General features: G+C 60.2%; 20 protein-coding genes and 1 pseudogene. 9 read left to right on the top strand and 12 right to left on the bottom strand.

Going from position 1 to position 23,654, the window contains the following annotated elements:
* A pseudogene (locus GSQ93_RS38355) lies at positions 1 to 635 on the bottom strand (hopanoid biosynthesis associated radical SAM protein HpnJ); the annotation flags it as partial.
* 407 nt (positions 636 to 1,042) lie between these two features.
* Between GSQ93_RS38355 and GSQ93_RS27995 the strand changes: the two are divergent.
* The 3 genes from GSQ93_RS27995 to GSQ93_RS27985 all read left to right on the top strand — a co-directional run bounded on the left by GSQ93_RS27995 (position 1,043) and on the right by GSQ93_RS27985 (position 3,739).
* On the top strand, positions 1,043 to 1,717 hold the full coding sequence (locus GSQ93_RS27995; RefSeq protein ID WP_158938897.1) for a response regulator transcription factor: 675 nt from the start codon (positions 1,043 to 1,045) through the stop codon (positions 1,715 to 1,717).
* Positions 1,681 to 3,006 carry an ATP-binding protein gene (locus tag GSQ93_RS27990; protein ID WP_158938896.1) on the top strand — a complete coding sequence of 442 codons (1,326 nt, stop codon included), beginning with the start codon at positions 1,681 to 1,683 and terminating at the stop codon, positions 3,004 to 3,006. The genes GSQ93_RS27995 and GSQ93_RS27990 overlap by 37 nt, the downstream gene beginning before the upstream one ends.
* Before the next feature lie 187 nt (positions 3,007 to 3,193).
* Complete coding sequence (locus GSQ93_RS27985; protein ID WP_158939054.1) at positions 3,194 to 3,739, top strand: cytochrome b; 546 nt, start codon at positions 3,194 to 3,196, stop codon at positions 3,737 to 3,739.
* Between the two features lie 60 nt (positions 3,740 to 3,799).
* Here GSQ93_RS27985 and GSQ93_RS27980 read toward each other — a convergent pair whose 3' ends face one another.
* Both GSQ93_RS27980 and GSQ93_RS27975 read right to left on the bottom strand, forming a co-directional pair.
* Positions 3,800 to 4,081: a hypothetical protein gene (locus GSQ93_RS27980; RefSeq protein WP_158938895.1), complete on the bottom strand. Its 282-nt coding sequence runs from the start codon at positions 4,079 to 4,081 to the stop codon at positions 3,800 to 3,802.
* A 319-nt stretch (positions 4,082 to 4,400) separates the two neighbouring features.
* Positions 4,401 to 4,997, bottom strand: coding sequence for an undecaprenyl-diphosphatase (locus GSQ93_RS27975; protein ID WP_158938894.1), 597 nt, complete (start codon positions 4,995 to 4,997; stop codon positions 4,401 to 4,403).
* Positions 4,998 to 5,376: 379 nt separating this feature from the next.
* On the opposite strand from GSQ93_RS27975, the gene GSQ93_RS27970 reads away from it, so the two are divergent.
* Entirely contained in the window at positions 5,377 to 5,682 is a 306-nt protein-coding gene (locus GSQ93_RS27970; protein ID WP_158938893.1) for a DUF4148 domain-containing protein, read from the top strand.
* An 856-nt stretch (positions 5,683 to 6,538) separates the two neighbouring features.
* Here the strand turns inward: GSQ93_RS27970 and GSQ93_RS27965 are convergent.
* The 5 genes from GSQ93_RS27965 to GSQ93_RS27945 all read right to left on the bottom strand — a co-directional run bounded on the left by GSQ93_RS27965 (position 6,539) and on the right by GSQ93_RS27945 (position 11,151).
* The gene (locus GSQ93_RS27965) at positions 6,539 to 6,766 is read right to left on the bottom strand and encodes a DUF2934 domain-containing protein (protein WP_158938892.1); all 228 of its coding nucleotides are present in this window, start codon (positions 6,764 to 6,766) and stop codon (positions 6,539 to 6,541) included.
* Positions 6,767 to 7,162: 396 nt separating this feature from the next.
* The gene (locus GSQ93_RS27960; RefSeq protein WP_158938891.1) at positions 7,163 to 7,507 is read right to left on the bottom strand and encodes a cupin domain-containing protein; all 345 of its coding nucleotides are present in this window, start codon (positions 7,505 to 7,507) and stop codon (positions 7,163 to 7,165) included.
* Positions 7,508 to 7,537: 30 nt separating this feature from the next.
* On the bottom strand, positions 7,538 to 8,527 hold the full coding sequence (locus tag GSQ93_RS27955; protein ID WP_158938890.1) for a succinylglutamate desuccinylase/aspartoacylase family protein: 990 nt from the start codon (positions 8,525 to 8,527) through the stop codon (positions 7,538 to 7,540).
* Positions 8,524 to 9,996: an NAD-dependent succinate-semialdehyde dehydrogenase gene (locus GSQ93_RS27950; protein ID WP_158938889.1), complete on the bottom strand. Its 1,473-nt coding sequence runs from the start codon at positions 9,994 to 9,996 to the stop codon at positions 8,524 to 8,526. The genes GSQ93_RS27955 and GSQ93_RS27950 overlap by 4 nt, the downstream gene beginning before the upstream one ends.
* Before the next feature lie 72 nt (positions 9,997 to 10,068).
* On the bottom strand, positions 10,069 to 11,151 hold the full coding sequence (locus GSQ93_RS27945) for a tartrate dehydrogenase (RefSeq protein WP_158938888.1): 1,083 nt from the start codon (positions 11,149 to 11,151) through the stop codon (positions 10,069 to 10,071).
* 553 nt (positions 11,152 to 11,704) lie between these two features.
* Here GSQ93_RS27945 and GSQ93_RS27940 point away from each other — a divergent pair.
* A complete protein-coding gene (locus tag GSQ93_RS27940; protein WP_158939053.1) occupies positions 11,705 to 12,625 on the top strand; it encodes a LysR substrate-binding domain-containing protein in 921 nt (306 codons plus the stop codon).
* A gap of 8 nt (positions 12,626 to 12,633) precedes the next feature.
* On the opposite strand, the gene GSQ93_RS27935 is transcribed toward GSQ93_RS27940, so the two are convergent.
* From GSQ93_RS27935 to GSQ93_RS27920, 4 genes are all read right to left on the bottom strand, one after another.
* Positions 12,634 to 13,131 (bottom strand): Lrp/AsnC family transcriptional regulator, encoded by a 498-nt coding sequence (locus GSQ93_RS27935; protein WP_062089182.1) that lies wholly within the window; start codon positions 13,129 to 13,131, stop codon positions 12,634 to 12,636.
* 56 nt (positions 13,132 to 13,187) lie between these two features.
* Positions 13,188 to 14,627 carry an aspartate aminotransferase family protein gene (locus GSQ93_RS27930; protein ID WP_158938887.1) on the bottom strand — a complete coding sequence of 480 codons (1,440 nt, stop codon included), beginning with the start codon at positions 14,625 to 14,627 and terminating at the stop codon, positions 13,188 to 13,190.
* A gap of 189 nt (positions 14,628 to 14,816) precedes the next feature.
* Positions 14,817 to 15,743: a glyoxylate/hydroxypyruvate reductase A gene (locus GSQ93_RS27925; RefSeq protein ID WP_158938886.1), complete on the bottom strand. Its 927-nt coding sequence runs from the start codon at positions 15,741 to 15,743 to the stop codon at positions 14,817 to 14,819.
* A gap of 1,164 nt (positions 15,744 to 16,907) precedes the next feature.
* The gene (locus GSQ93_RS27920; RefSeq protein ID WP_158939052.1) at positions 16,908 to 17,783 is read right to left on the bottom strand and encodes a GNAT family N-acetyltransferase; all 876 of its coding nucleotides are present in this window, start codon (positions 17,781 to 17,783) and stop codon (positions 16,908 to 16,910) included.
* A 360-nt stretch (positions 17,784 to 18,143) separates the two neighbouring features.
* On the opposite strand from GSQ93_RS27920, the gene GSQ93_RS27915 reads away from it, so the two are divergent.
* The 4 genes from GSQ93_RS27915 (at position 18,144) to GSQ93_RS27900 (ending at position 23,576) form a co-directional block, all read left to right on the top strand.
* Positions 18,144 to 19,622 carry an aldehyde dehydrogenase gene (locus GSQ93_RS27915; RefSeq protein ID WP_158938885.1) on the top strand — a complete coding sequence of 493 codons (1,479 nt, stop codon included), beginning with the start codon at positions 18,144 to 18,146 and terminating at the stop codon, positions 19,620 to 19,622.
* Positions 19,623 to 19,888: 266 nt separating this feature from the next.
* The gene (locus GSQ93_RS27910) at positions 19,889 to 20,557 is read left to right on the top strand and encodes a haloacid dehalogenase type II (RefSeq protein WP_158938884.1); all 669 of its coding nucleotides are present in this window, start codon (positions 19,889 to 19,891) and stop codon (positions 20,555 to 20,557) included.
* Positions 20,558 to 20,612: 55 nt separating this feature from the next.
* Complete coding sequence (locus GSQ93_RS27905; protein WP_158938883.1) at positions 20,613 to 21,890, top strand: FAD-binding oxidoreductase; 1,278 nt, start codon at positions 20,613 to 20,615, stop codon at positions 21,888 to 21,890.
* Positions 21,891 to 21,950: 60 nt separating this feature from the next.
* Positions 21,951 to 23,576 carry an ABC transporter substrate-binding protein gene (locus tag GSQ93_RS27900; protein WP_158938882.1) on the top strand — a complete coding sequence of 542 codons (1,626 nt, stop codon included), beginning with the start codon at positions 21,951 to 21,953 and terminating at the stop codon, positions 23,574 to 23,576.
* Positions 23,577 to 23,654 lie beyond the last annotated feature (78 nt).

Below are 23,654 nucleotides of genomic sequence, written 5' to 3'. Positions count from 1 at the left end.
AAGGTGCACTTCGATCGGCAACCACGACCGGTATAGATCGATACATACGGATGCTTGAGGTAGCCGCTGAAATAGTTCTCGATCTTCAGATCGCGCTTGTATACCGGCGCGACGAACGGCAACTCGTCCATGTTTTCGAGGATCGGCCGGGCGTCGTTGTGCGTGATTGCGCCATCGGGCAGGCGATAGCTGAGGCCGAGAATGGATTCGAACGGCAAGCCTTGCGCAATGTCCCGGCAGGTGAAGTCAAATTCCTCTCGGCACACAAAGTCGATCGCGTTGCTGGCTCCGAGCGAACCGTGCGGATCGACGGCAACCTTTGCGCCGACCATCCCGACAAGAATCGTGGGCGAGCGGTTTTTCAAATGCTCGGCGAACAGCGCGTCGGTTGGGAACGACGGCGTGCTCGTATGAATGATGACGAGCTCGTATTGTTCCGCGATGTCGAGCGAGGCCTCCACGGATAGGCCATCTGCAGGAGCGTCCAGCACGCGGCTATCTTCGATCAAGGCGGCGGGCTGGGCGAGCCAGGTGGGATACCAGAATGATCGGATTTCGCGCTTGGTCTGGTAGCGCGAACCCGCCCCGCCATCAAAGCCGTCGAACGAAGGTGCTTGAAGGAACAGTGTTTTCATGGGTACTCCGGGAAGACGCAATGTGTGTAAATGCAGGGACCGGTCCCACGGAACGAACAGAACCGCGATGTCGTGAAAGGCTTGCCCATTTCAGACGGAGTCGATGTGTGGCGGACGGCGGGGTTAACACCGGTATTGGGAAAGGGATCGACAACTGTTTTTCAAATAGAAATGAAAGTTAGCCGATAGCCTTTAGTGATTTCTATCGAGTCGCGCTCCTGACGAAAGGCGCACAAAGCCCCTCACGCCTGGCGAACAAGTCGACGGCGTGACAGACAGGAAAATGTTGATCGCAAGCACGCAATAAGTGTCGTGGTGCGGATCGTCGAAGTAAAATAAACCGCCAAACTTAGCCGATAGTTAGGCAACCTGAATCGTTTGTAATCTCGTCAACGGAAGACACTCGCATGCGCATCCTGGTGGTAGAGGACGACGAGCTGATCGGTACCGCGATTGCTCGCGCACTGCACGATGCGGCCTATGTCGCGGACTGGGTGATGGACGCGCCATCGGCAAGAGGCGCGTTGCTCGGCCGCGAACATGACGCCGTGCTGCTCGACCTGAATCTCCCTCAGGGAGACGGCCTGAGCATCCTGCGCGATCTTCGCAAGCGTGACGCGGACACGCCAGTCCTCATCATGACCGCGCGTGACGGGGTGGATGATCGTATTGAAGGGCTTGACAGCGGGGCAGATGATTACCTGGTCAAGCCGTTCAACCTGAACGAAATGCTGGCACGGCTGCGCGCTGCAACACGCAAGCTCGGTCATCATCCGGACGCGACGCTTTCAAGCGGCAAGCTGTCGCTCGATCCGCGCACGCTGGTCGCGGTGTATAACAACGTCGAGTGCCGCCTGTCGGGTCGCGAGTTCGCGGTGCTGAGGGCGTTGCTCTCGCGTCCCGGCATCATCTTGTCGAGGAGCGAGCTCGAGAACCGGGTCTACGGCTGGAACGAGCAGGTCGACAGCAACGCCATCGAATACCTGATCCATACAATCCGCAAGAAGATCGGGCATAGCGCGATTCGCAACATACGAGGTGTGGGATGGATGGTCGACCGGGACGAAAACCACGCTCGCTGACAAGGCAACTGACGTGGTCAATCATCGGCATCATTGTGGTGTTTGCGGTGATGGGCGGTGCGCTGTCATTCGCGGGCGGGTACCGCGAGGCGAGCCGGCTGCAGGACAACCATTTGCATGACATCGGCGTCTTGATCAACAGCGGCAAGCTCATGCTCGCGGCCCCCACCGTGACGTGGCCCGACGCGCATGGCAACGGTATGTCCATGATCATTTCACGCGTGATTCCGGGTGCGCCCGAAACCGGTATCAATGTGCCTCTGCCGCCACTTGAAACCCTTGCTGACGGGTTCCAGAACGTCGACTTCGAAGGCAGGCGCTGGCGCGTCAATGTGCAGACGCTGCAAGGCGGCGACCGCCTCCTGGTGGCGGAACGCTCGACTATCCGGGACGAGATCGCCCATGACGGCTCGCTGCGAACCCTGTTGCCCATGCTCGCGCTGACGCCGCTGCTGCTGGTTGTCATCGTGCTGATTGCTCGTGGCGCACTGGCGCCGGTACGCCGCCTTGCAGCCATCGTGGACGGGCAAGACGAGGTCACGCTCGACGCGTTGTCGGAGGGGGGAATTCCAAAGGAGTTGCTGCCTTTCATCCGCTCGATCAATCGCCTGATCAGCAGGCTGAAAGACGCAATGGCTCAGCAGCGGCGGTTTATCGCCGACGCTGCGCACGAACTGCGCTCGCCGCTGGCGGCGCTGACGTTGCAGGCCGAGAGTCTGACGGCGGCGACCGATCCGGAGGACGCACGCGGGCGGCTGATGGCCTTGCAGGCGGCCGTGCATCGCACCGCGAGGCTTGTTGAACAACTGCTCGCGTTGGCCCGTTCACAGCATGCCGTGGCCCCCGTGCGTTCGCTTGTGTCGCTTCATCGGCTTGCCACGGATGCGATCCAGGACGCGGTCAACGTAGCCAATGCGAAAAATGTGGATCTCGGACTCAAGCAGGTGGACGACATCCAGGTCGACCTGGACGCGTCAGCGGTCACTATTGCGTTGCGCAACCTGGTCGACAATGCGGTGAGGTATGTGCCGGAAGGCGGCAAGGTGGACGTTGCCGTAGTGAACCGCGAGGGCTATCTCGTTTGCAGCGTCAAGGACTCGGGACGAGGCGTTCCCGATGACCAGCTCGTTCGCGTGACCGAGCGGTTTTATCGCGTGCCGGGGACGATGTCCAGCGGCAGCGGGCTCGGTCTTTCTATCGTGTCCGAGATCGCCCGGCGCAACGGCGGACGCTTGGTGCTGCAGAACGCCGGTGATGGTTTCCATGCGACTTATTATCATTTGCTTTAGCGTGCATTGACGGCTGGGCTGCCAGGATAGGACGTTTCATTAACCTGCGCTAAGTCTGCGCTAAGGCACCCGTTCTATTAATAGACAGTACGGATTCCGTTCGCTCTTGCAGGCCGCAACGTGGGCAAACCACTTGAACTGCCATCCCCCAACAAACATTCTTCTTATCCTCTCCTCGATGCAAACAATTGAAACCCCTGCCTTCGGCGCACCCGCCAGGCTCTTTCACTGGCTTACCGTGCTGTTGCTAGCCGTGCAGTACGCGATCGGCTGGTTGATGCCTGATGTCCATCACGATACGCAGCCTATTGGTTTGATCGGGCTGCATCTCTCTTTCGGCGCAACGATCGTGTTACTGGTACTCGTACGGCTCGCGTGGCGTTTCAGTCACAAGCCACCCGCCGAATCGAGCGTGCTGCCGCCGTCGATGAGATTGGCCGCCAAGGCCACTCACGGCTTGCTTTATGCGTTGCTTATTGCGCTGCCGTTGATGGGATGGGCGAACGCTTCGGCAAGGGGGTGGGCCGTGTCGCTGTTCCATGTCGTACCGCTGCCCGCACTTGCCGCCACGGGTTCAGCGCTCGGGCATACGCTTGGCGACGTCCATAAGCTCACCGCCTGGGTCCTGCTGGGGCTCATTGGACTGCACATTGCTGCCGCGTTGTTCCATCAGTTCGTCATCCGTGATGGCACGCTGAGCAGGATGCTGCCCAGCGTGCGCAAGATGCGCTGAGAGATCGGAATCATCAAGACGAGGCCGCTCTCCGGCAGCCTCGAAGGTGCCCCCCGCCACTTAGCCGATCTTCATCGCGGCTTCCTTGGCCAGCAGTCTTTGCGCTTGCCGATCGCCGCCGCCGGCTTCTTTCGCTGTGGTCGCGGCTGATTCAGTGGCTTCCGCCAGTGCAGCGTGCGCCGCGTTGCTGATGCTGACCGTGGACGACGCCTGCGGAGCTGCCGCGCTCGCTGCGGTGGTCTTGCTGGCTTCGGTCGTCGAGGTGCCCGAGGGTGCAGATGCCGTTGAAACAGCGGCAGTTGCCGGCGACGACGCGGGCTGGCTGAGTGGGTTGACGTTCATTTAGCGATTCTCCTGGGTAGGTAAGTTCCGGTAATACACTCGGTCTATCGGCGGTTTCGGCTTCTTATTGAGCGGTATATTTTTTTATTATTGGCTTCGCCTAAGCAAGCCTTAAGCAAATGTTGGAGCTGATGTGTTATTGCAACCAAGGGTCAATGATTTGGATAACGAATAGATTGTCGGATAAAAAACTAGCCGATTGATAATTGGCGTAAGCAAGCCTTAAGCATTGGTTTGTTATGCCTGCCGAGCCTGTTGGCGACCCGCTGTTGCAGCGAGGTATCGGAACGTTATCGGAACGTTATCAGGGTATCGCGTTTTATCGTGCCACCCAGCCGCGCCGGATCAGCGGTCCGAACAACGGCCGGTACGCAAGCATCGCGGTCCGCACGACCGGGGCTGCAAACCAGCGGCCCGTAAGAGCACAAAGCCACGCGCTGATTTCCGACACGAGTGCCGCGCCCGCTATGTCGAAGGGGAAATGCACGCCGATATAGATCCGCGCCCATGCCATCGGCAGGCCAAGAAGGGCGAGTACGCATCCCGCGCGACGTGCTTCGGGGTGCATCAGCAGGCTGAAGGCGACCGCCCACAAGAACGTCAGATGGTCGCTGGGAAACGACGAATCCGCGCCGTGCACAATCAGCGTATGTCCAAGCCCGATCATGAAAGGCCGCGGATGTGGCCACATGACGCCAATAATCTGCGCCGCCAGCAAGGCGAGCAGCGCCGACGCGCTTGCTTCGATCAGTCGCTGCCGCACGACGTCGTTGCTGCGCAGCCATCGGACGACCAGTGTGGCAGGCACGAGCCAGATAGCGTATTCGCCGAACAGCATGGCCAATGCCACGACGACAGAGCCTGGCTGAGCCGACGCGTTGATCAGCAAAAAGAGAGTGTGATTCAGTGCTTCCATAGCCGGCGATAGGATAGATAAGAGGATGATCGGCGAGCTTATCCTCGCAGGCTTAGCTGACGCTTATGGAAGCGGTAATAAAAGTTTAATTTTGTCGCAGGACATGCGTGGCTACGAACAGGGAACCAGCCCTGAGCCCTGGGTTCCCTCCGTTCGGAAGGACCGCGACGTCCGGCGCAAGCGGCAAGTCAGCCCGCTCCCTCGCGCGGTCGATCGCGGCACGACTCGAACACGCAGATAACAAGCTTGTAATGGTCGCGTCAGGGTGCGGTCATCGCTCGTTGCACAGAATGGAGTCCTGCTCCTCGTCGTTTCACGGCGAGGAGTCACGGGCTTCAATCATGGTGACTGAAGCCATATTTATAGAGGTATGCTTATCATGAAAAAGCTTATTTGCGCATTGCTGACTGCCGTTTTGATTATTCCGGCCGTGTCGTTCGCGCAAACCAGCAATGGTCCCGTCACGCGAGCCGAAGTACACGCCGAACTTGTTCAGTTGGAGCATGCGGGCTATCGGCCCGGAGCCAAGCAAATTCACTATCCCGATGAGATACAAGCTGCCGAACAACGCGTGCAAGCGAGCAATGATGCGTATGCATCGGAGAGCGGTGGACAAGGAAGCAGCGTGGTAGTAGCAGCGGCAGCAGCGGCTACGGCGTCACCGCGCGTTGATGCGGCGAACTAGGACCGGGCAAACGGCCAAGAGGGTCGCTGGCCGCATCGATCCGGTCGATGCGGCCTACTCCTTGCAGCTTGGAGAGGAACGCCGTTGCAACAGCGGGACTAGTTATATCCAAGTATTGCAACTGCGGTAATGTCGGCACGATCGGACACGTTGCAGGCGAGCACGCTCATGGGCGCCTGAAGCATCGATACATACGAGGAGCATTGTTTTTCGGTTTTGGCTGCTGCCTTGGATACCTTGCTACGGCTTCCTGCAAGCGACGAGGCCGAGGCATTGAGATGATTGAACGTCTTCATATTGAACACCACTTCGTTTAGTTATCGGCAAAAACAACGGCGTCGCCCGGTAGACGTATGCGCCTCCTGATAGCGCGATCCCGAGACTAGACACCGGACGCCGCAGTTCGTGTTCTTCCAGTAGGCGCCAACTGCCCGGTTCAGGACATTGGTAGTGTTACCAATGCAGGCGCACAGACCCTTGCCGGCTAGGCCTGCGTCGAGTTAAGCGTATGTTTAGGGCAACAGTATTGAAGCGTCGCAAGCGCTAGCGCGACGGGGAGGCGTTCGATGGGGAGCACTGCGAATGCCAGGGTTTAGCCGGAAACGGATGTTCCCTTTCCCGGCCGAGGCTAAGGTTGCGCGACGTCACCGCCCGAAGTCGAGTTGCCGGGGTGAGCACGTTACAAGAATGACCACGTGAACAGCGATGCGGTGTCACGCGCGATGCATACGTGGTGTGCTGCTTTTCCGAAGGTGCTACGGTCCCGCTAAGCGTATGACGTGGGGCAAACGAAAGCCTGGATTGCGTCGATGGCTGCGCGTGATCTCAAAGCCGAATCGCGCTCTCTTAGCGGCCTTTATTCTGCCAGGGGACGGTTCAAAGTCGCCTCAGGTTCGACGCCAAATCCTGCTGTCTCCGTCTCGCCCTCATCCGCTAGCTTCCCATCCTGCGTCGCACCGTCGAGACCTAATTGTTGCCGGGCTTTCTCCCAATACTCCTCTGCGCGTCCTTCGGGACTGCCGTCTTGCTCCCAAAGATGAAACGCGAGCGTGCGAATCTGCTCTTCCGACATTTGGACGTCCATAGTCTGCCCCGTAAAAGTAAATATCTGACCCGAGAAACGTCGGTCAACGCAAAGCGTGACCGCGCCAAGCTCGCCTGAGCTTATCGATATCGGCAGCAATTTTCGTGACACCCGAATATCTGGACTGAGGCGCGGGTGAGAGCAGGGACGGGCGAGCTGAGACACTTGCCGAGCAGCGACGAGGCGGTAAAAACCGCAAAGAATGTATGAGGAATGAACTGCTATAGGAGGCTTGCGAACTGGGGGCAGGGCGCCCAGTCTTTGTCGCGTTGGCACGGACCGGTCCGCGCACAAACAGGTCATAAAAAGCGCTTCAATACGGCCGCCGTTCGCAAGCGGCCGTTATTACTCATCTTGATCACGCCGGGGCGGTTTATCACCCGGAAACTTCTGACACTAAAAAATCACATACACCTTGCGCATGGCTTCCTCCACTTCCCACAATCCTTCGGTGTTCGCTTCAAAAAACAGCGTGTCGCCGCCGGTGAAGTGAACCGTGTCTTCGCCGTCCGCCGTAAAGCGACCGCGACCCGTCAGGAAATGCATGACTTCCGCCTGCTTTACCGAGCGCCGATACGTCCCCGCTGTGCATTCGAAAATACCGGTATCAACGGCTTCGCTGCCTTTGATCACGCGCTGCACGCCTGAGACTTTAATCGGCGTCGTCTCGGGCAAACCGGCGCTGCCCCAATCCTCGAGATTTTGCAGGCTGACGCTCTGCTTGATTTGCTGAACCTTCATGTGGACCTTATTGATTCGTTATTTGTAACGTCAGACCGCGGTATCCCGCTCTACCGTTCGTTCGATCTTGCCCAGGCGCACGACGGTTACGCCGGGGCGTAACTGCCGCAATGAAGGCATCACGAGCATGCAGTTGTCATAGGGCGTGTGGATCGGCTCGCCGTTCGACCAGCCGATCAGGCTTCCCGCTTCGGGGAAAATCTCCAGACCCGTGTAAGGCGCGGCAAAGCGAAAATCCATGCTCTCCGCCACGACCGGTTGCGTCACGCGCACAACGTGCATGGTCTGCGGCAGAGGGCTCAGCCAGTCGCCGGGCAAGTCTTCGTTGTCGACCACGCCGGATAGCAGCAGGAAACGCGCGGTGGTATCGCGGGCGACCGTAACGGCGCTGCGTTCCCAGTGCTGTCCGCATTCGATCAGTAACGCATTCTTCGGGCTGCCGGCGTCGCCGAAACCCTCGTAATCGCGCATCCGGCGCCCTTCGGGATGGCCTTCATCGCAGATCACCGTGGCCGGCGTGCCGAGTTGCAACGACAAGTCGATGCCCTTGTCCAGCGGACCCGCAACAATCAGCGGCTTGCTGCGTTCGTGCATTGAATGGAGGTCGAGCAAAGCGTCCACGGTATCGATGACCGGCCGCATCTCGCGAGCCCGTGCAAGCTCGCTGGACGTACGCGATGTGTCGTCGAGTACCTTGCTGGTCCACACGCGGTTGAAGTCCTGATCGACGAAACGGGCGGCATCGGGCTTCGATGGATCAAAGCTCGCATATGCCGCGACATTAGCGAACGAGAGCGTCAGGCGGCCGCGCCGTGGCCGCAATTTCAAACGCAGCAACGCGTCGACCACAATCGCGCCGCACACCTCATTGCCATGCGTCAACGCGTTGATCATCACGTGCGGTCCCGGCACACCGGAGTCGAACGTGTGCACGTACGCAACGCCCGATTCGGACTCAGCATGCACGGAGATATCGGGGAACGTGACCTCGATCGGATAGTGTTCGGCTGGCGTGCTCATGCGAGATTCCCCTGGCAGAGGTACTTGATGGAAAGGTAGTCGTCGAGGCCGTACTTCGATCCTTCGCGGCCATAACCCGATTCTTTTACGCCGCCAAAGGGCGCCGCTTCGCTGGCCAGCGCGCCTTCGTTGATCCCGACAATGCCCGCTTGCAGCGCGCGCGACACCCGATCGATACGCCGCACATCCTGGCTATAGAAATACGAAGCGAGGCCAAACGGCGTGTTGTTGGCGGCTTCGACGGCTTCGGCTTCATCGTCGAAACGGAATAGCGCCGCGACCGGTCCGAAGGTCTCTTCGCCGCACAGGAGCATCTCGTCGGTGGCATCGGCGAGCACGGTCGGCGCGTAGTAATGCGGGCCGAGTTCGGGCAGGCGCTTGCCGCCGGCGAGCACGCGCGCACCATGCGCGAGGGCATCGTCTACGTGGCGCGCGATCTTGTCGATTGCGCGGCTGTTGATCATCGGACCGATTTGCGCGTCGGGGTCGGTGGCCGGTGCCACCTTCAGTTCGGCAACGCGGCGGCTCAGCATGTCGGCGAATTTATCGTACACGCCCGCTTGCACATAGACGCGGTTCGGGCACACGCAAGTCTGTCCGCCATTGCGGAACTTGGCGGCGAGAAGGCCCGAGACGGCGGCGTCGAGATCGGCGTCATCGAAGACAATGAACGGCGCATTGCCACCCAGTTCCAGCGATAACTTCTTCAGCGTCCCCGCCGATTCACGCGCCAGGTACTTGCCTACTGGCGTCGATCCGGTGAACGTGATTTTCCGTACGCGCGAATCTTCAAGCCAATCGGCGACGGTCGCCACCGCGTGATCCCGCGAGGCCGTGATGAGGTTCAGCACGCCCGCCGGTACGCCGGCCTCGTGTGCCAGCAGCACCAATGCCGAGGCAGTCAGCGGCGTGTCTTCCGCAGGCTTGGCCACCACCGTACAACCGGCCGCGAGCGCTGGCGCGATCTTGCGCGCGATCATCGCGAGCGGGAAATTCCACGGCGTGATGGCAGCGACAATGCCGATGGGTTCCTTCACCGCCGTCATGCGCTTGCCGCGTTGCTGCTGCGGAATGATGTCACCGTAGATGCGCGTGGCTTCGTCGGCGAACCAGGCGACATACGACGCGCCATACGCCACTTCGCCCCGGCCTTCGGCCAGCGGCTTGCCTTGTTCCAGCGAGATCAGCGCGCCGAGCGCGTCCTGGTTCGCCATGATCAGCGCGTTCCATTTATGCAGGATCGTCGCGCGTTCTTTCGGCAGCAAGTCGCGCCATGCAGGCAGCGCGCGAGCGGCTGCGTCGGTGGCGGCGCGTGCGTCGGCGGGGCTGCTGTCGGCGACTTGCGTGATGATCGTGCCGGTGGCCGGATCGGTGACGGCGAAGCGCGCACCGTCAGCGGCGGCGCGCCATTGGCCATCGATGAAATTGTCCGAGCGGATCAACTCCTTCAGTTCGAATTGGCGTGTCATAAGTCCATGCTCCTGATTTAAGCCAACTAATTTAAGCGCAATGTTTCAAGCGTGCTGGTTCAAGCCCGCTGTTCAAGCCAGCCGCGCAGCAATTGCCTGACCGACTTCCGTGGTGTTCGCTTTGCCGCCGAGGTCGCCGGTGTGCGGGCCTTGCTTGAGCGTCGCCTCGATAGCAGCGAGGATCGCGTCGTGCGCGTCTTTTTCCGGGCCTTTGAAGTCACCGAGGAACTCGAGCATCATGGCCGCCGACCAGATCATGGCGACCGGGTTCGCAATGTTCTTACCCGCGATGTCCGGCGCCGATCCATGCACCGGTTCAAACAGCGATGGGAATTTGCGTTCGGGGTTCAGGTTGCCCGACGGCGCGAGCCCGATGGTGCCGGTGCACGCCGGGCCGAGGTCGGAGAGGATATCGCCGAACAGGTTGGTCGCCACGACCACGTCGAAGCGGTCCGGATTCAGGACGAAGCGGGCGCACAGGATGTCAATGTGCTGCTTGTCCCATTTCACGTCCGGATAGAGCGCGGCGACTTCGGCGGCACGCTGGTCCCACCACGGCATGCTGATGGCAATGCCATTGCTTTTCGTGGCGACGGTGATCTTTTTCTTCTCACGGCGTTGGGCGAGATCGAATGCGAATTTCAGCACGCGTTCGCTGCCGTGGCGCGTGAACACGGATTCTTGCAAGACGAATTCGCGGTCTGTGCCTTCGAACATCACGCCGCCCACCGATGAATATTCGCCTTCGGTGTTTTCGCGCACGATCCAGAAATCGATGTCACCGGCTTTGCGGTTCGCTAGCGGCGATGGCACGCCTTCGAATAAACGCGCGGGGCGCAGGTTGATGTATTGGTCGAACTCGCGGCGGAATTTAAGGAGCGAACCCCACAGGGAGATGTGGTCGGGGACGGTGTCGGGCCAGCCTACCGCGCCGAAGAGGATGGCGTTGCAGTCCTGCAGTTGCGCTTTCCAGTCGTCGGGCATCATTTGGCCGTGTTTCTGGTAGTAGTCGCAGCTGGCCCATTCTATGTGCTTGTATTCGATGGAAATGCCAAAGCGCTTTGTCGCTGCATCCAGGACGCGGATGGCTTCGGGCATCACTTCTGTGCCGATACCATCGCCTGGGATGATTGCGATTTTGTAGGTCTTCGTCATGGTTGGGTCCTGTTAAGGGTTTCGTTCGCACTCGGGGGGGCGGGATTGTTGGGTTCTTGCGTTAGCGGTCTGAGTTATTGCCGGGTTGCTACTTTTCGGTGTTGGTGGTCTGCGTGAGTCGGATTTTCTCTTTATCACTATTAGCCACTGTGCGTGGCGGCACGTCATTTCTTTGTCCAAAGCGACAAAGAAACGAAGCAAAGAAAACGCTTTCAACCACGCTACCCTAAGTGTCCACAGCGTGCAGTTCCCATTCATAGGTGCCCCAAAAGCACGGTGCTCGCCAGAGCGGAGGATGTGTGAAACCCTCCTTCTCCGAACACAGGTTCTGACTCGCTTCGCCACCAGTGACTGAACCCGCCCAAGGTTCACCCCGCGCTATCCGCGGATAAACCCCTCCGAATTTGTATGCTCGTCGAACCACGGCGCTAACCCACCAAGGTGCAAAGCCGTAAGCATGGGCGGGGCTTGCGACTATTATTTTATTCCGCTCTGCAAGGCTTAAAATCAGCGTTTTGGTTAAGCCACTGTGCACGAAGCGTGAATAATGACTATCACTACTTCCCCGAACCTCGATGATCTCCGCGTCTTCTGCACAGTCGCCCGCAAATCCAGCTTCAGCGCGGCGGCGGAGGTCCTGTCGGTCTCCGCGGCGTACGTCAGCAAGCGCGTGAGCGTGCTCGAAACCGACCTCGGCACTCGCCTGCTGCATCGATCCACTCGCCGCGTCGCCATTACCGAGGCCGGCGAACGGGTTTACGCGTGGGCCGAGAAGATCCTCGATGACGTCGATCACCTCGTCGAAGACGTGTCCACCACGCGCCGCATTCCGCGCGGCACGCTGCGCATTTCCAGCAGCTTTGGTTTTGGACGGCATATCGTGGCGCCCGCGCTGGCGCGGCTCTCTGACCAACATCCGCAACTGAGTGTGCGCCTGGATCTGTTCGACCGGCTGGTGGACGTAGCGGGGGAAGGTTTCGATCTGGATATCCGGATTGGCGACGAGATCGCGGCGCATTTGATTGCGAAGCGGCTGGCGTCGAATCATCGGGTGCTGTGCGCATCGCCGGACTATGTCGAACGTCATGGTGCACCGAAGCAATTGGCCGATCTCGCGAGCCATGCGTGCCTTGCAATCAAGGAGCGCGATCATCCGTTCGGTTTGTGGCGCTTGCATGTGCGTGGCGAACCGGTTTCGATCAAGGTGACCGGGCCGTTATCGACAAATCACGGCGAAGTCGCAGTGCAATGGGCGCTGGCCGGGCGCGGGATCGTGCTGCGCTCGCTGTGGGACGTTCGCCCGTTGCTTGAGAGCGAGAAGTTACTGCAAGTGCTGCCTGAGGTCACGCAGCCCGCCAACGTCTGGGCGGTGTACCCGGCGCGGCTGGCGGCTTCGGCGAAAGTGCGGGTGTGCGTGGACTTTCTCGCCGACGAGTTCGCGCAATGGAACTTGCCGTCGGTTCCCCAAGATTAGCTAACTCCCTAACTGTGATTCTGTGAAAACAGGCTTTCGAGCGGGTAGTGATTCTTCACGAACGGCGACTTGATGATGATGAAGCTGAAGTACTTCTCAATGCCAATATCGCGTTCGAGCAAGCCTTCAATAATGCTTTGGTAATGACTGACGCTGCGCGTGACGAACTTCAGCAGATAGTCATATCCGCCGCTTGCCAGATGGCACTCCACGATTTCATCCACGTCCTTGATCGCCGCGACGAACTTGATGAAGTCCTCGCGGCGATGATCGGCAAGCGTAACTTCAGTGAAAACAATCTGTACGTCGCCGAGCTTTTCCAACTGGATCTGCGCGCCATAACCAACGATATACCCCGCCTTCTCCAGCCGCTTCACGCGGATCAGGCACGGGCTCGGCGAGAGCCCGACCGCGTCGGCCAGCTCGACATTCGTGATGCGGCCTTTCTTCTGCAATTGCGAAAGGATGCGCAGATCTATGCGGTCAAGCTTGCCTTCGCTGCTCATCGTCAGGGGGTCTCTCCAGTTGCGTGGGATCGTCTCAATTTTGCCGTTTGATCTTATCACGCAGCTACGTGGGCTTTCATCTCGACTTTGACGCCTGCTTCGGCGCCGCCCGGGGCCTTGTTCAGCTTCAGCGCAGCGCGGACTTCGGGTTCGGCGAGCACGTCGTCAAGCGTCTTCTCAAGGCGCTCGAACATCAGGTCGAACTCTGCTTCCGTGTAGCTGAGAGCGGGCGCAAAACCCAGGATGTTGTCGCCGAACGCGCGGAACACCAGGCGGTTCCGGTACGCGGCGGCCGTGATCCGGTCCGACAAATGAAGCGATGCGTCGAAGCCTTGTTTGGTTTCTTTATCGGAGACAAGTTCAAGCGCACCCAGCAATCCGCGATGGCGTGAATCGCCGACCAGCGGATGCGCCAGCAGCGCGTCGAGGCCGCGTGCGAACCGCTCGGCGTGACGAACGCCGTTCGCAAGCAGGCCGCCTTCGTGATAGAGCCGCAGCACTTCTAGGCCGATGGCCGCGCTGACCGGATGCGCCGAATACGTATGACCATGCCCGACGATCGCGGCGGCGTCGCCGTTGGCGATGCCCTGGTACACAGCGTCCGACATCAACACCGCGCCCATCGGCGCATAACCGGCCGTCAGGCCCTTGGCGACCGTCATCAGGTCCGGTGCGACATCTTCGGCCTGGCAGGCGAACAGCGGGCCGGTACGGCCGAAACCGGTGATGACTTCGTCGGCGACGAACAGGATATCCAGCTTCCGGCACGCTTCGCTCATGGCTTTCAGCCAGCCGAACGGCGGCACGATCACGCCGCCCGAGCCCTGGATCGGCTCGCAGAAAAACGCCGCGACATTGCCTGCGCCGAGTTCGGTGACTTTCGCTTCGAGTGCGGCAACCGACGCGGCGATAAGCGCGGCATCGTCGGCGAAATTGTTGCGATACGCATACGGCGACGGGATGTGATGCTGGTTCGGCAGCGGCAAGTCGAAGTTGCGATGGAACGCCGGCAGTGCGGTGAGTCCTGCGCCGACCGACGATGACCCGTGGTAACCGCGTTCGAGCGCGATGATGTGCTTCTTCGACGGCCGGCCGGTCGCGTTGAAGTAGTGCGTGATGAAGCGCACTGCTGAGTCGACCGCGTCCGATCCGCCCAGCGTGAAATACACGTGCTGCAAGGAGGCGGGCGACAGTTCGACCAGTTTCTCGGCCAGTTCGATCGCGGGTGCGTTGCCGAAGTGGAAATAGCTGGTCGCGTAGGGCAGCCGGGCCATTTGTTCGGCTGCTACCTTTACGATGCTTGGCTGGCCGTAGCCTACGTTGACGCACCAGAGGCCGGAGAAGGCGTCGAGGAGTTCGTTGCCTTCGGCGTCACGCAGGAATGCGCCGCTGGCGGAGTCGAGGACGGTGACGCCGCGGGCTTCGTGGGCGCGGTAGTTGATGACCGGATGAATCAAATGCTTACGGTCGGCTTCGATGAGCGATTGAATCGACATGGGGATTTTTCTCGTCGCGGAAAGGGGCTGATGACCGTTCCATACTAGAGAAGGCGGGTAGGGGCCGAGGCCCTAAACAATTCCTGAAATAGCGCGGATGCCGCGTTTTGCAGCGCGCCCACAGCATTTTCTGCCACGGGCGCGTAAAAACGGTGGTTTGCTGAGATTCGCCGGGGCGAGGGGCCAGATTCAGTAACCGCGGCTGCGATCGATTTGTCCGATCATCGGCAGGCCTTCGCGATGGCGCCGCAGATTTTCAAGCACGACTTCCACGGCGCTGTCCGGCCGTGTTTCGCTGGCGATATGAGGCGTGATCCGAACGCGCGGGTGTATCCATAGCGGATGGGTTTGCGGGAGAGGTTCGGGGTCGGTGACGTCGAGGATGGCGTTTTGCAGCTGGCCGCTCGCGAGTGCTGCGAGCAGGTCGTCCTGATTGAGATGCGGGCCGCGGCCGGTTTGAATCAGCGACGCGCCGCGTGGCAGCTTGTTGAATAGCGCGGTGTTCAGCATGCCGCGGGTGGCGTCGGTGAGGGGGAGCAGGCAGATCAGGATGTCGGTGCGGGCGAGGAACGCGTCGAGCGTGCTGGCGCCGGCGTAGCATTCGACGCCTTCAATGTCCCGGCCTGAGCGGCTCCAGCCGGCGCACGGGAAGCCGAATAGTTTCAGCCGTTCGAGCACGGCGGTACCCAGGACGCCGAGGCCGAGCACGCCGATGCGTCGGGATGACGCTGCGCGTACTGGCTGGGGGTCCCATGTTTTTTGTTGCTGCTGCAGTTGGTAGTCGACGAGGTCGCGGTGGATGGTGAGTACGGCGTGGGTGACGTATTCGACCATTCCTTCGACGATGCCGGGTTCGATCATGCGGACTACCGGGATGTGTTCGGGCACGCCGGAGAGGTCGAACTGATCGACGCCTGCACCGACCGAGAAGACGACTTCGAGGTTCGGCAGGGTGCGGGCGGGGTCTTCGGGTGGTTGCCAGGCGGCGAGGTAGCGGACCTTCGCGGGATCGCCGGTTTCTGGCCATATGTGAAATGGCGTATCAGGGGCTTTTTGGGCAAACAGCCGTGCCCATTGGGCTCCGCGGTCGGGACTGCCTTTATAGAGAAAGCTCATTTTGCTCGCGCCGGTGGACGGGGGTTTTAGGGGGAGGTTGGGGGTGATGCCGGGGTGTTAGGTTTCGGGGTTAGCGGTCAGGGGCTATGCCGGGTTGCTGCTTTCAGTGTTAGTGGTCTGCGTGAGTCGGATTTTCTCTTTATCACTGTTAGCCACTGTGCGTGGCGGCACGTCATTTCTTTGTCCAAAGCGACAAAGAAACGAAGCAAAGAAAACGCTTTCACCGCTCTACCCTAAGTGTCCACAGCGTGCAGTTTTGATTCATAGGTGCCCCAAAAGCACGGTGCTCGCCAGAGCGCAGGATGTGTGAAACCCTCCTTCTCCGAACCCGAGTTCTGACACGCTTCGCCACCAGTGATTGAACCTGCCCAAGGAACACCCCGCGCTATCCGCGTGAACCACCCATAAAATCAATACGCACGACGAACCACTTCGCCAACCCACTAAGCGACCAAGCAACGAAGCCGCAATTATGCGTGAACCGTATTTCATGAAAACGACCATGCACCCCACGCAGCCAATTCAATCAAAAAAATTAAGCCGTAAAAATTAAGCCGTAAATATATGTTCAGCCTTATGGCCGACTAAACTAGCCACGCAGACCACGCAGACCACGCAGACCACGCAGACCACGCAGACCACGCAGACCACGCAGACCACGCAGACCACGCAGACCATGCAGACTGTTCAGTCGACCGACTAAAAAATGAAGCCTCAAATATGAGTGAGGCCGGGCAGGTTCCTTGGTGAATCGTGCTTGCCCGAGAGCGCTGGTGGCGAAGCGTGCCTATGTCGGGATTCGCGAGAAGGAGGGTTTCAAACATCCGCGGCTCTTGCGAGCACCGTGCTTTTGGGGCACCTATGAATGAAAACTGCACGCTGTGGACACTTAGGGTAGTGCGGTTAAAAGCGTTTTCTTTGCTTCGTTTCTTTGTCGCTAAGGACCAAGAAATGACGTGCCGCCACGCACAGTGGCTAATAGTGATAAAGAGAAAATCCGACTCACGCAGACCACTAACACTGAAAGCAGCAACCCAACAATGACTCCGACCGCTAGCGCTAGAACCTGGCAACTCGGCACCAACCCCGACCACCAACCCCGACCACCAACCCCAAAACCTCAGTCACCCAAAACCCGAAAGTGCGAACGACCCTCCGGTGGTCTTACATCATGGCCTGATTAATAATCCCAAACTGTTTAAAGTCCGCATCAGTGCAAGGAAACGGCGCGACCAACCCCTTAGGCCCATTCAAAACCATCTTGACGACCGTATCGACCCTCGGTAATCCCAGCCCATCCAACCACTGGGTCAACCCACTATCCCCGGGGGTATCGATGCGAACAAACACCCCCTCGTTCAACGCGAGCCAATGACTGATCAACGCCTTCGCACGGCTCGAATCAGGCGCATCCGGCGCCACCACCGGCCCAATCGCAAATCCACGCCCAAAACGCCTGAACAAAGCAAATCCAAGCAACTCGCCATCGTGATCCAGCGCAATGCCATCCGCACTCTCAAGCAACGCCGGCAACACCTCACTCCGATCCAGCCCGCACGCCCGCGAAGCCAGCGCAATCAACCGAGGCGTATCGTTGGAACCCAGCGGCCGCAACCGCTCACCCGGCGGTAACGACACCAAAGGCGGCTGGAACGCCGCTCCCTGATGCTGGTCAAGCGTGCCTGCCGCCCGGAAACCCAACTTCTCATACAGCGGCTGTCCTGCAGCCGTCGCGTGCAAAAACGTAACGCGCTCACCCAGTTGCTCAAGCACCAGTTCCATCAGCCGCTTGCCAATCCCCCGGCCCTGCCACGCCGGCGACACAATCACCATCCCCAACGACGCGCGCTCAGTCCCGTACGTCCAGTACAACGCCGTGCCAATCACCCCCTCCGCCGCCTCGGCGACAAAGCCCGCGCCCGCCTGCACCACGAAACGCCAGTCGTCCGCCCGATGAGGCCACTTCAGTTCAACGGTCAACGCATGCGCCGCTGCAATATCGTCGCCGGTAAAAGCTCTATAGGTAATGTGTTCGGTAATTCGTTCGTTGACTTGCTCGGACACGCCGACCTCCCTCGATGGCTTTCACTTCAGCCGCTCAGCAACCCACTCATCGGGTCTTTTTAGTCAAGCTCAAATCAAGCCCAGGTTTCACGCCGCCACTCTCGCATCCCACAAACAACGTGGCTAGGACGATCTTTTCATGAAAGGACGCTGAAGCTGCGCCACACGAACTTCGATGCAAAACAGCATGTCGGCGCCCTCATAACGCGTGTGATCTGCTGAGCCGCTGTTTTTGTCGACGATAAATGCTGCCCCGCTAGCTCTACGATTTCATAAGGTCGCGCAGCATCCGCGGCTGCTACTGGTACTGCTACTGCTACTGAAAGGGACCTTCATATGGATAGCTTCGACCCCGCCGGCGTCACCGTGCGCAGCGGCCATTTTATCGGCGGCGACTATGTGGATGAAGGCGGGCGCCGCATCGAGGTCGCGCGCCCGTCGGACGGCGTGGTGTATGCATCGGTGCCGCTCGCGGACGCGGAAATGATCGATCGCGCGGTCGAGAACGCATGGCAGGCATTTCGCACCAGCGGCTGGCGAACCATGCCGCCGCGCGAACGCGCACGGATTCTGCGCCGTTTTGCCGATCTCATCGCCGCCGATGTCGACACACTAGGTCCCCTGGAAGCGCTGGGTTCGACCCGCCCGATTCGCGATGCAACCGGCTGGGACGTTCCTTTCACCGCCGAAGGAATCCGTTTTTACGCGGAGTTTGCAGACAAGATCGGCGGCGATGTGGCCGCAACCGATCACGATCACCTGGGCATGACGATCGCAGAACCGTACGGCGTGATCGGCGCTATCGCCCCGTGGAATTTTCCGCTGGTCATGGCGTCATGGAAGATCGCGCCGGCGCTCGCTGCAGGCAATGCCGTGGTGCTAAAACCCTCCGAAATGACGCCGTTTTCCGTGCTGCGGCTCGCCGAACTGGCTGTCCGCGCGGGCATCCCGGCGGGCATTTTCAACGTCGTTCAAGGCGATGGCCGCACGACCGGCGACGCACTCGTGCGTCATCCGAAAATCTCCAAGGTCACGTTCACCGGTTCCACGCGCACAGGCGCCGCCATCATGGCCGCATGCGCCGAAACGGGAACCAAGCCGGTCACGCTGGAACTGGGCGGCAAAAGCCCGCAAATCGTTTTCGCCGATGCACCGCGCCTGGACGCCGTCGCACGCCGTATCGCCGGGGCAATCTCGGGTAACGCAGGCCAGGTGTGCGTCGCGGGTTCGCGGCTGCTGGTCGAGCGCTCGCTCGCGGAGCCGCTGGCCGAACGCATCCAGGCTGTTTTCAGCGAACTGAAAGCGGGTGCGACCTGGACGCCCGGCACGACGCTCTCGCCGATCATCTCTGAACCGCAGGCGGCGCGTATCGAAGCGATCGTCGGGCGGACGCTTGCTGGCGGCGCCGTGTTGCGTTGCGGCGGCCTGCGGGCCGACGGCGGCGGTGCTGGCGCGTTCTATGCGCCGACCCTGCTAAGCGGCGTGACCCAGCAATCGGAAGCGGTTCACGAGGAAGTGTTCGGGCCGGTGCTGACCCTGCAGACCTTCGACATGGAAGAAGAAGCGCTTGCGCTCGCGCAGCATCCCGACTATGGCCTGGCCGCCGGTGTGCACACGGCAGACCTGGGCCGTGCGCTGCGGCTGGTCCGCGGTCTGGAAGCAGGCACGGTATGGGTCAACCGCTACGGCAGGACGTCCGATTTCATGATCCCGACCGGCGGATACAAGCGCTCGGGTATCGGCAAGGACCTGGGCCGGCAGGCTTACGAAGCGAACCTTCGCTTCAAGAGCGTGCTGATCGATCTGCGTGAATAGATCCGGGCCGCCGAGCCTGCGCGGGCACTGGAAAGAAGGGCAAACCCTGAGCCCGAAACCGGGCTGCACAAGGGGCGGAAACCCTAACCGCAGACTCTGCTGCCGACACCCGTGAAAAACGCATGTTTTATGTTTTTGGATTGCGCGAATCAGGGGCATCTTTGTTTTTGCGCTGATTAAATCTCTAACAGGAATGCGCTTTCCTGTTTTCGCCACTGAACCCCGCGCGGGTTCATATCAACGATACAAACGATAGGACTAACACCATGATCGAATTCGAACCGAAGTACATCACCTTCGATTGCTACGGCACTCTGACCAAATTCCGCCTCGCCGACATGACGCGCGAAATGTACGGCGACGTGCTGAGCGGCCCGGACATGGACAAGCTGATCGCCTTCTTCTCGGGGTATCGGCGCGATGAGGTGCTCGGTGCATGGAAGCCGTATCGCGACGTGATCGTGAACGCGTTCAAACGGGCCTGCAAACGCATGAACGTCGAATTCGACGAAGCCAAGGCCGAGACGTTCTACACCGCTGTGCCGACCTGGGGTCCGCATCCGGACGTGCCGGAAGGTCTCTCGCGGCTGGCTAAGAAGTACAAACTGGTGATCTTGTCGAACGCATCGAACAACCAGATCCAGAGCAATGTCGACAAGCTCGGCGCGCCGTTCCATGCTGTCTTCACGGCCGAGCAGGCGCAGTCGTACAAGCCGCGCATGCAGGGCTTCGAGTACATGTTCGACCAGCTGAACTGCAACCCGGAAGACGTGCTGCACGTGTCGTCGAGCCTGCGCTATGACCTGATGACCGCGCACGACATGGGTGTGAAGCACAAGGCATTCGTCAAGCGCGGCCATGAACCGTCGACGCCGTATTACGAGTACACCGAAGTCGACGACATCCCGCATCTCGCCACCATGCTTGGGCTGTAAGCGGTTGTTGTCAGTGGTTCCAGTTCCAACGCTTTCTGCCTCAGGGATTCAACGTATGAAGCTCGACTCCTACTGGCTCGACACCGCGCCGCCGCTGCTTTCAACGAGCGATGGCCCGGTCGACGGTCAAGTCGACGTGGCTGTGGTCGGAGCGGGCTTCACGGGCTTGTCGGCGGCGCTGGCGTTGAGCAAGCGCGGTGCGTCGGTGGCGGTGCTGGACGCGGGGCGAATCGGCGGCGGTGCGTCGGGACGCAACGGCGGTCAGGTCAACACCGGCGTCGCGCAGGATTTCGCTGCGCTGGTCCAACAGCTTGGAGTCGAGAAGGCGCGCGGGTGTTATCGGGCGTATTCGGCTGCGGTCGATACCGTTGAACGCCTGATCCGCGAAGAGAAGATTGATTGCGATTACCTTGCATCGGGCAAGCTGAAGCTCGCGTCGAAACCCCATCATCTCGCGCATCTGGAGAAGACGGCGGAGGTGATCCGGCGTGAGGTCGATGCCGATATCGAGATCATCGGCCGCGACCGCATCTCGACCGAAGTTCAGTCGGACAGCTTTTTCGGCGGCCTGCTGCAGCGTCATGGCGGCCAGATGCACATGGGCAAATTCACCGTCGGTCTGGCGGACGCCGCCGCGCGTCACGGCGCGAAGCTCTATGAGAATGCGCCCGTGACATCGATAGAAAAGGCCGGCAATCAAGGTTATCGGATCGTGTCCGAACGTGGCGAAGTTCGTGCAAAGCAAGTGTTGATCGCGACCGGTCCGTCGCGGCAAGGGCCCTTCGGCTGGTACCGGCGACGCCTTGCGCCAGTGGGTTCTTTCATTGTGGTGACTGAGCGTTTGGCTCCGGAGCTGGTGCACGAAGTCTTTCCGAATCTCCGTGCATACACGACGTCGCGCCTGATGCACAACTATTTCCGTATCACGCCCGATTTGCGTTTGCTATACGGCGGCCGGGCACGTTTCACGGCGTCCGAGCAGCCCTCGGACGCGAAGAGCGGACGCATCCTGCAGGACGGCCTCGCGAAGATGTTCCCGGCTCTGGCGCAGGCGCGCATCGACTATTGCTGGGGTGGTCTCGTCGATATCACCGCGGACCGGCTGCCGCGTGCAGGTCAGCACGAAGGCATCTATTTTTCGATGGGTTACAGCGGCCACGGCACGCAGATGTCGACGCACATGGGGCAGGTCATGGCCGATGTTATCGACGGCCGCGAGAGTGCGAATCCGTGGCGTGAATTCGGGTGGCCAGCGATTCCCGGCCACACGGGCAAGCCCTGGTTCCTGCCGCTGGTCGGCACGTACTACCGCATCAAGGACGTGTTTTATTGATTTGTACCCACGCTGAAATAAACCAAAACCAACCCCAGCCACCCTCGCGGAGAAGTCTCAATGAATAAAGAAAATCTGCAACACGCCGATGCCCCAGCCGGGACTGAAGTGACCGAACTCGAGCGCCTGACGCGCCGGGGAGCGTCACGGCGCGAGGTGTTGCGTGCGCTAACGGCGGCCGGCATGGCTTCGATTGCCGGAGCAGGGTTGCTCACCGCGAGCGGCGCTGCGTTCGCGCAGGCGAAGCCGAAGCAGGGTGGGAAGATCCGCGTGGCGACGCAGTCCGCATCCGCCGCAGATACGCTGGATCCGGCCAAGGGCGCGCTCGGCACGGATTATGTTCGTGCATTCATGGTCTACAGCGGGCTGACCGAACTGGATTCGCATCTGGGCGCGAAGATGGCGCTGGCGGAATCGCTGGAAACAAAAGACGCGACCGTGTGGATCGTGAAGCTGCGTAGCGGCGTGCAATTCCACGACGGCAAATCGCTTACGCCCGCCGACGTGATCTATTCGCTGCTGCGCCATAAGGACCCGGCAACGGCATCGAAGGCCAAGACGCTCGCCGACCAGATCAAGGAAGCGAAAGCCACGGGCCCGAATGAAGTCACCATCACGCTGGAAGGCGCGAATGCCGATTTGCCGGTGATCCTGGCGACCTCGCATTTTCTCATCATCAAGGACGGCACGACCGACTTCAAGACGGCTGTTGGCACCGGTCCCTTCAAGGTCAAGGACTTCTCGCCGGGCGTGCGCACCGTTGTCGTGAAGAACGAGAAGTACTGGAAGCCGGGCATGCCGCACCTGGACGAAGTCGAGCTGATTGGTATTGGCGACGAATCCGCCCGCGTGAATGCGCTGCTTTCCGGCGACGTGCAGCTGATCAACGCGATCAGCCCGCGCTCGACGGGCCGCATCAAGGGCACGCCGGGGTTCACGGTGCTGGAGACGAAGACGGGCCAGTACACGGACCTGATTGTTCGCGACGACGGCGGGATTTCCGGCAACGATGATTTTCGTCGGGGTATGTTCTACCTCATGGACCGCGAACAGATTCGCCGCGCCGTGTTCCAGGGTTTCGGCACGATCGCCAACGACCAGCCGATCGATCCGACCAACAAGTACTACATGCCCGGTATTCCCCAACGTCCCTACGATCCGGACAAAGCGAAGTTTTACTTTCAGAAGGCGAAAGTGGGCAGCGCACCCGTGCAGATCTTTGCATCGCCGGCGGCTGACGGCTCGGTTGAAATGGCGGTGTTGTTGCAGCAGGCCGCGCCCGCAGCGGGCCTGAACTTGCAGGTCACGCGTGTGCCCGCCGACGGGTACTGGTCGAACCACTGGATGAAACATCCGCTGGGTTTCGGCAATATAAATGCCCGTCCAAGCGCCGACGTGCTGTTCACCCAGTTCTTCAAGTCGGATGCGCCATGGAATGAAGCGAACTGGAAGAGTCCGAAGTTCGACCAGATGCTGCTGGCGGCGCGCGGCGAACCGGACGACGCCAAGCGCAAGCAGATTTACGGCGACATGCAGGTGCTGGTGCACGAGAGCGGCGGTGTCGGCATTCCGATGTTCCAGAGTTCGATCGACGGCTACACGACCAAGCTCAAGGGCCTGGGTTCGATACCGCTGGCCGGCCTGATGGGCTTCATGTTCGCCGAGCATGTCTGGCTCGAAAGCTGAAGCAGGTCCAGATGGTTCTGTAATCAGGCAGTAAAGCAGTAGGGCACGCCGCTCGCGCGGGGCGTGCCGTTTCAACCC

It is taken from the genome of Burkholderia sp. S171 (assembly GCF_009766085.1).
In the GTDB taxonomy this organism is placed as follows: domain Bacteria; phylum Pseudomonadota; class Gammaproteobacteria; order Burkholderiales; family Burkholderiaceae; genus Caballeronia.
The sequence above is the reverse complement of the archived record's forward strand: the minus strand, read 5'-3'. Positions and strand labels throughout refer to the sequence as shown.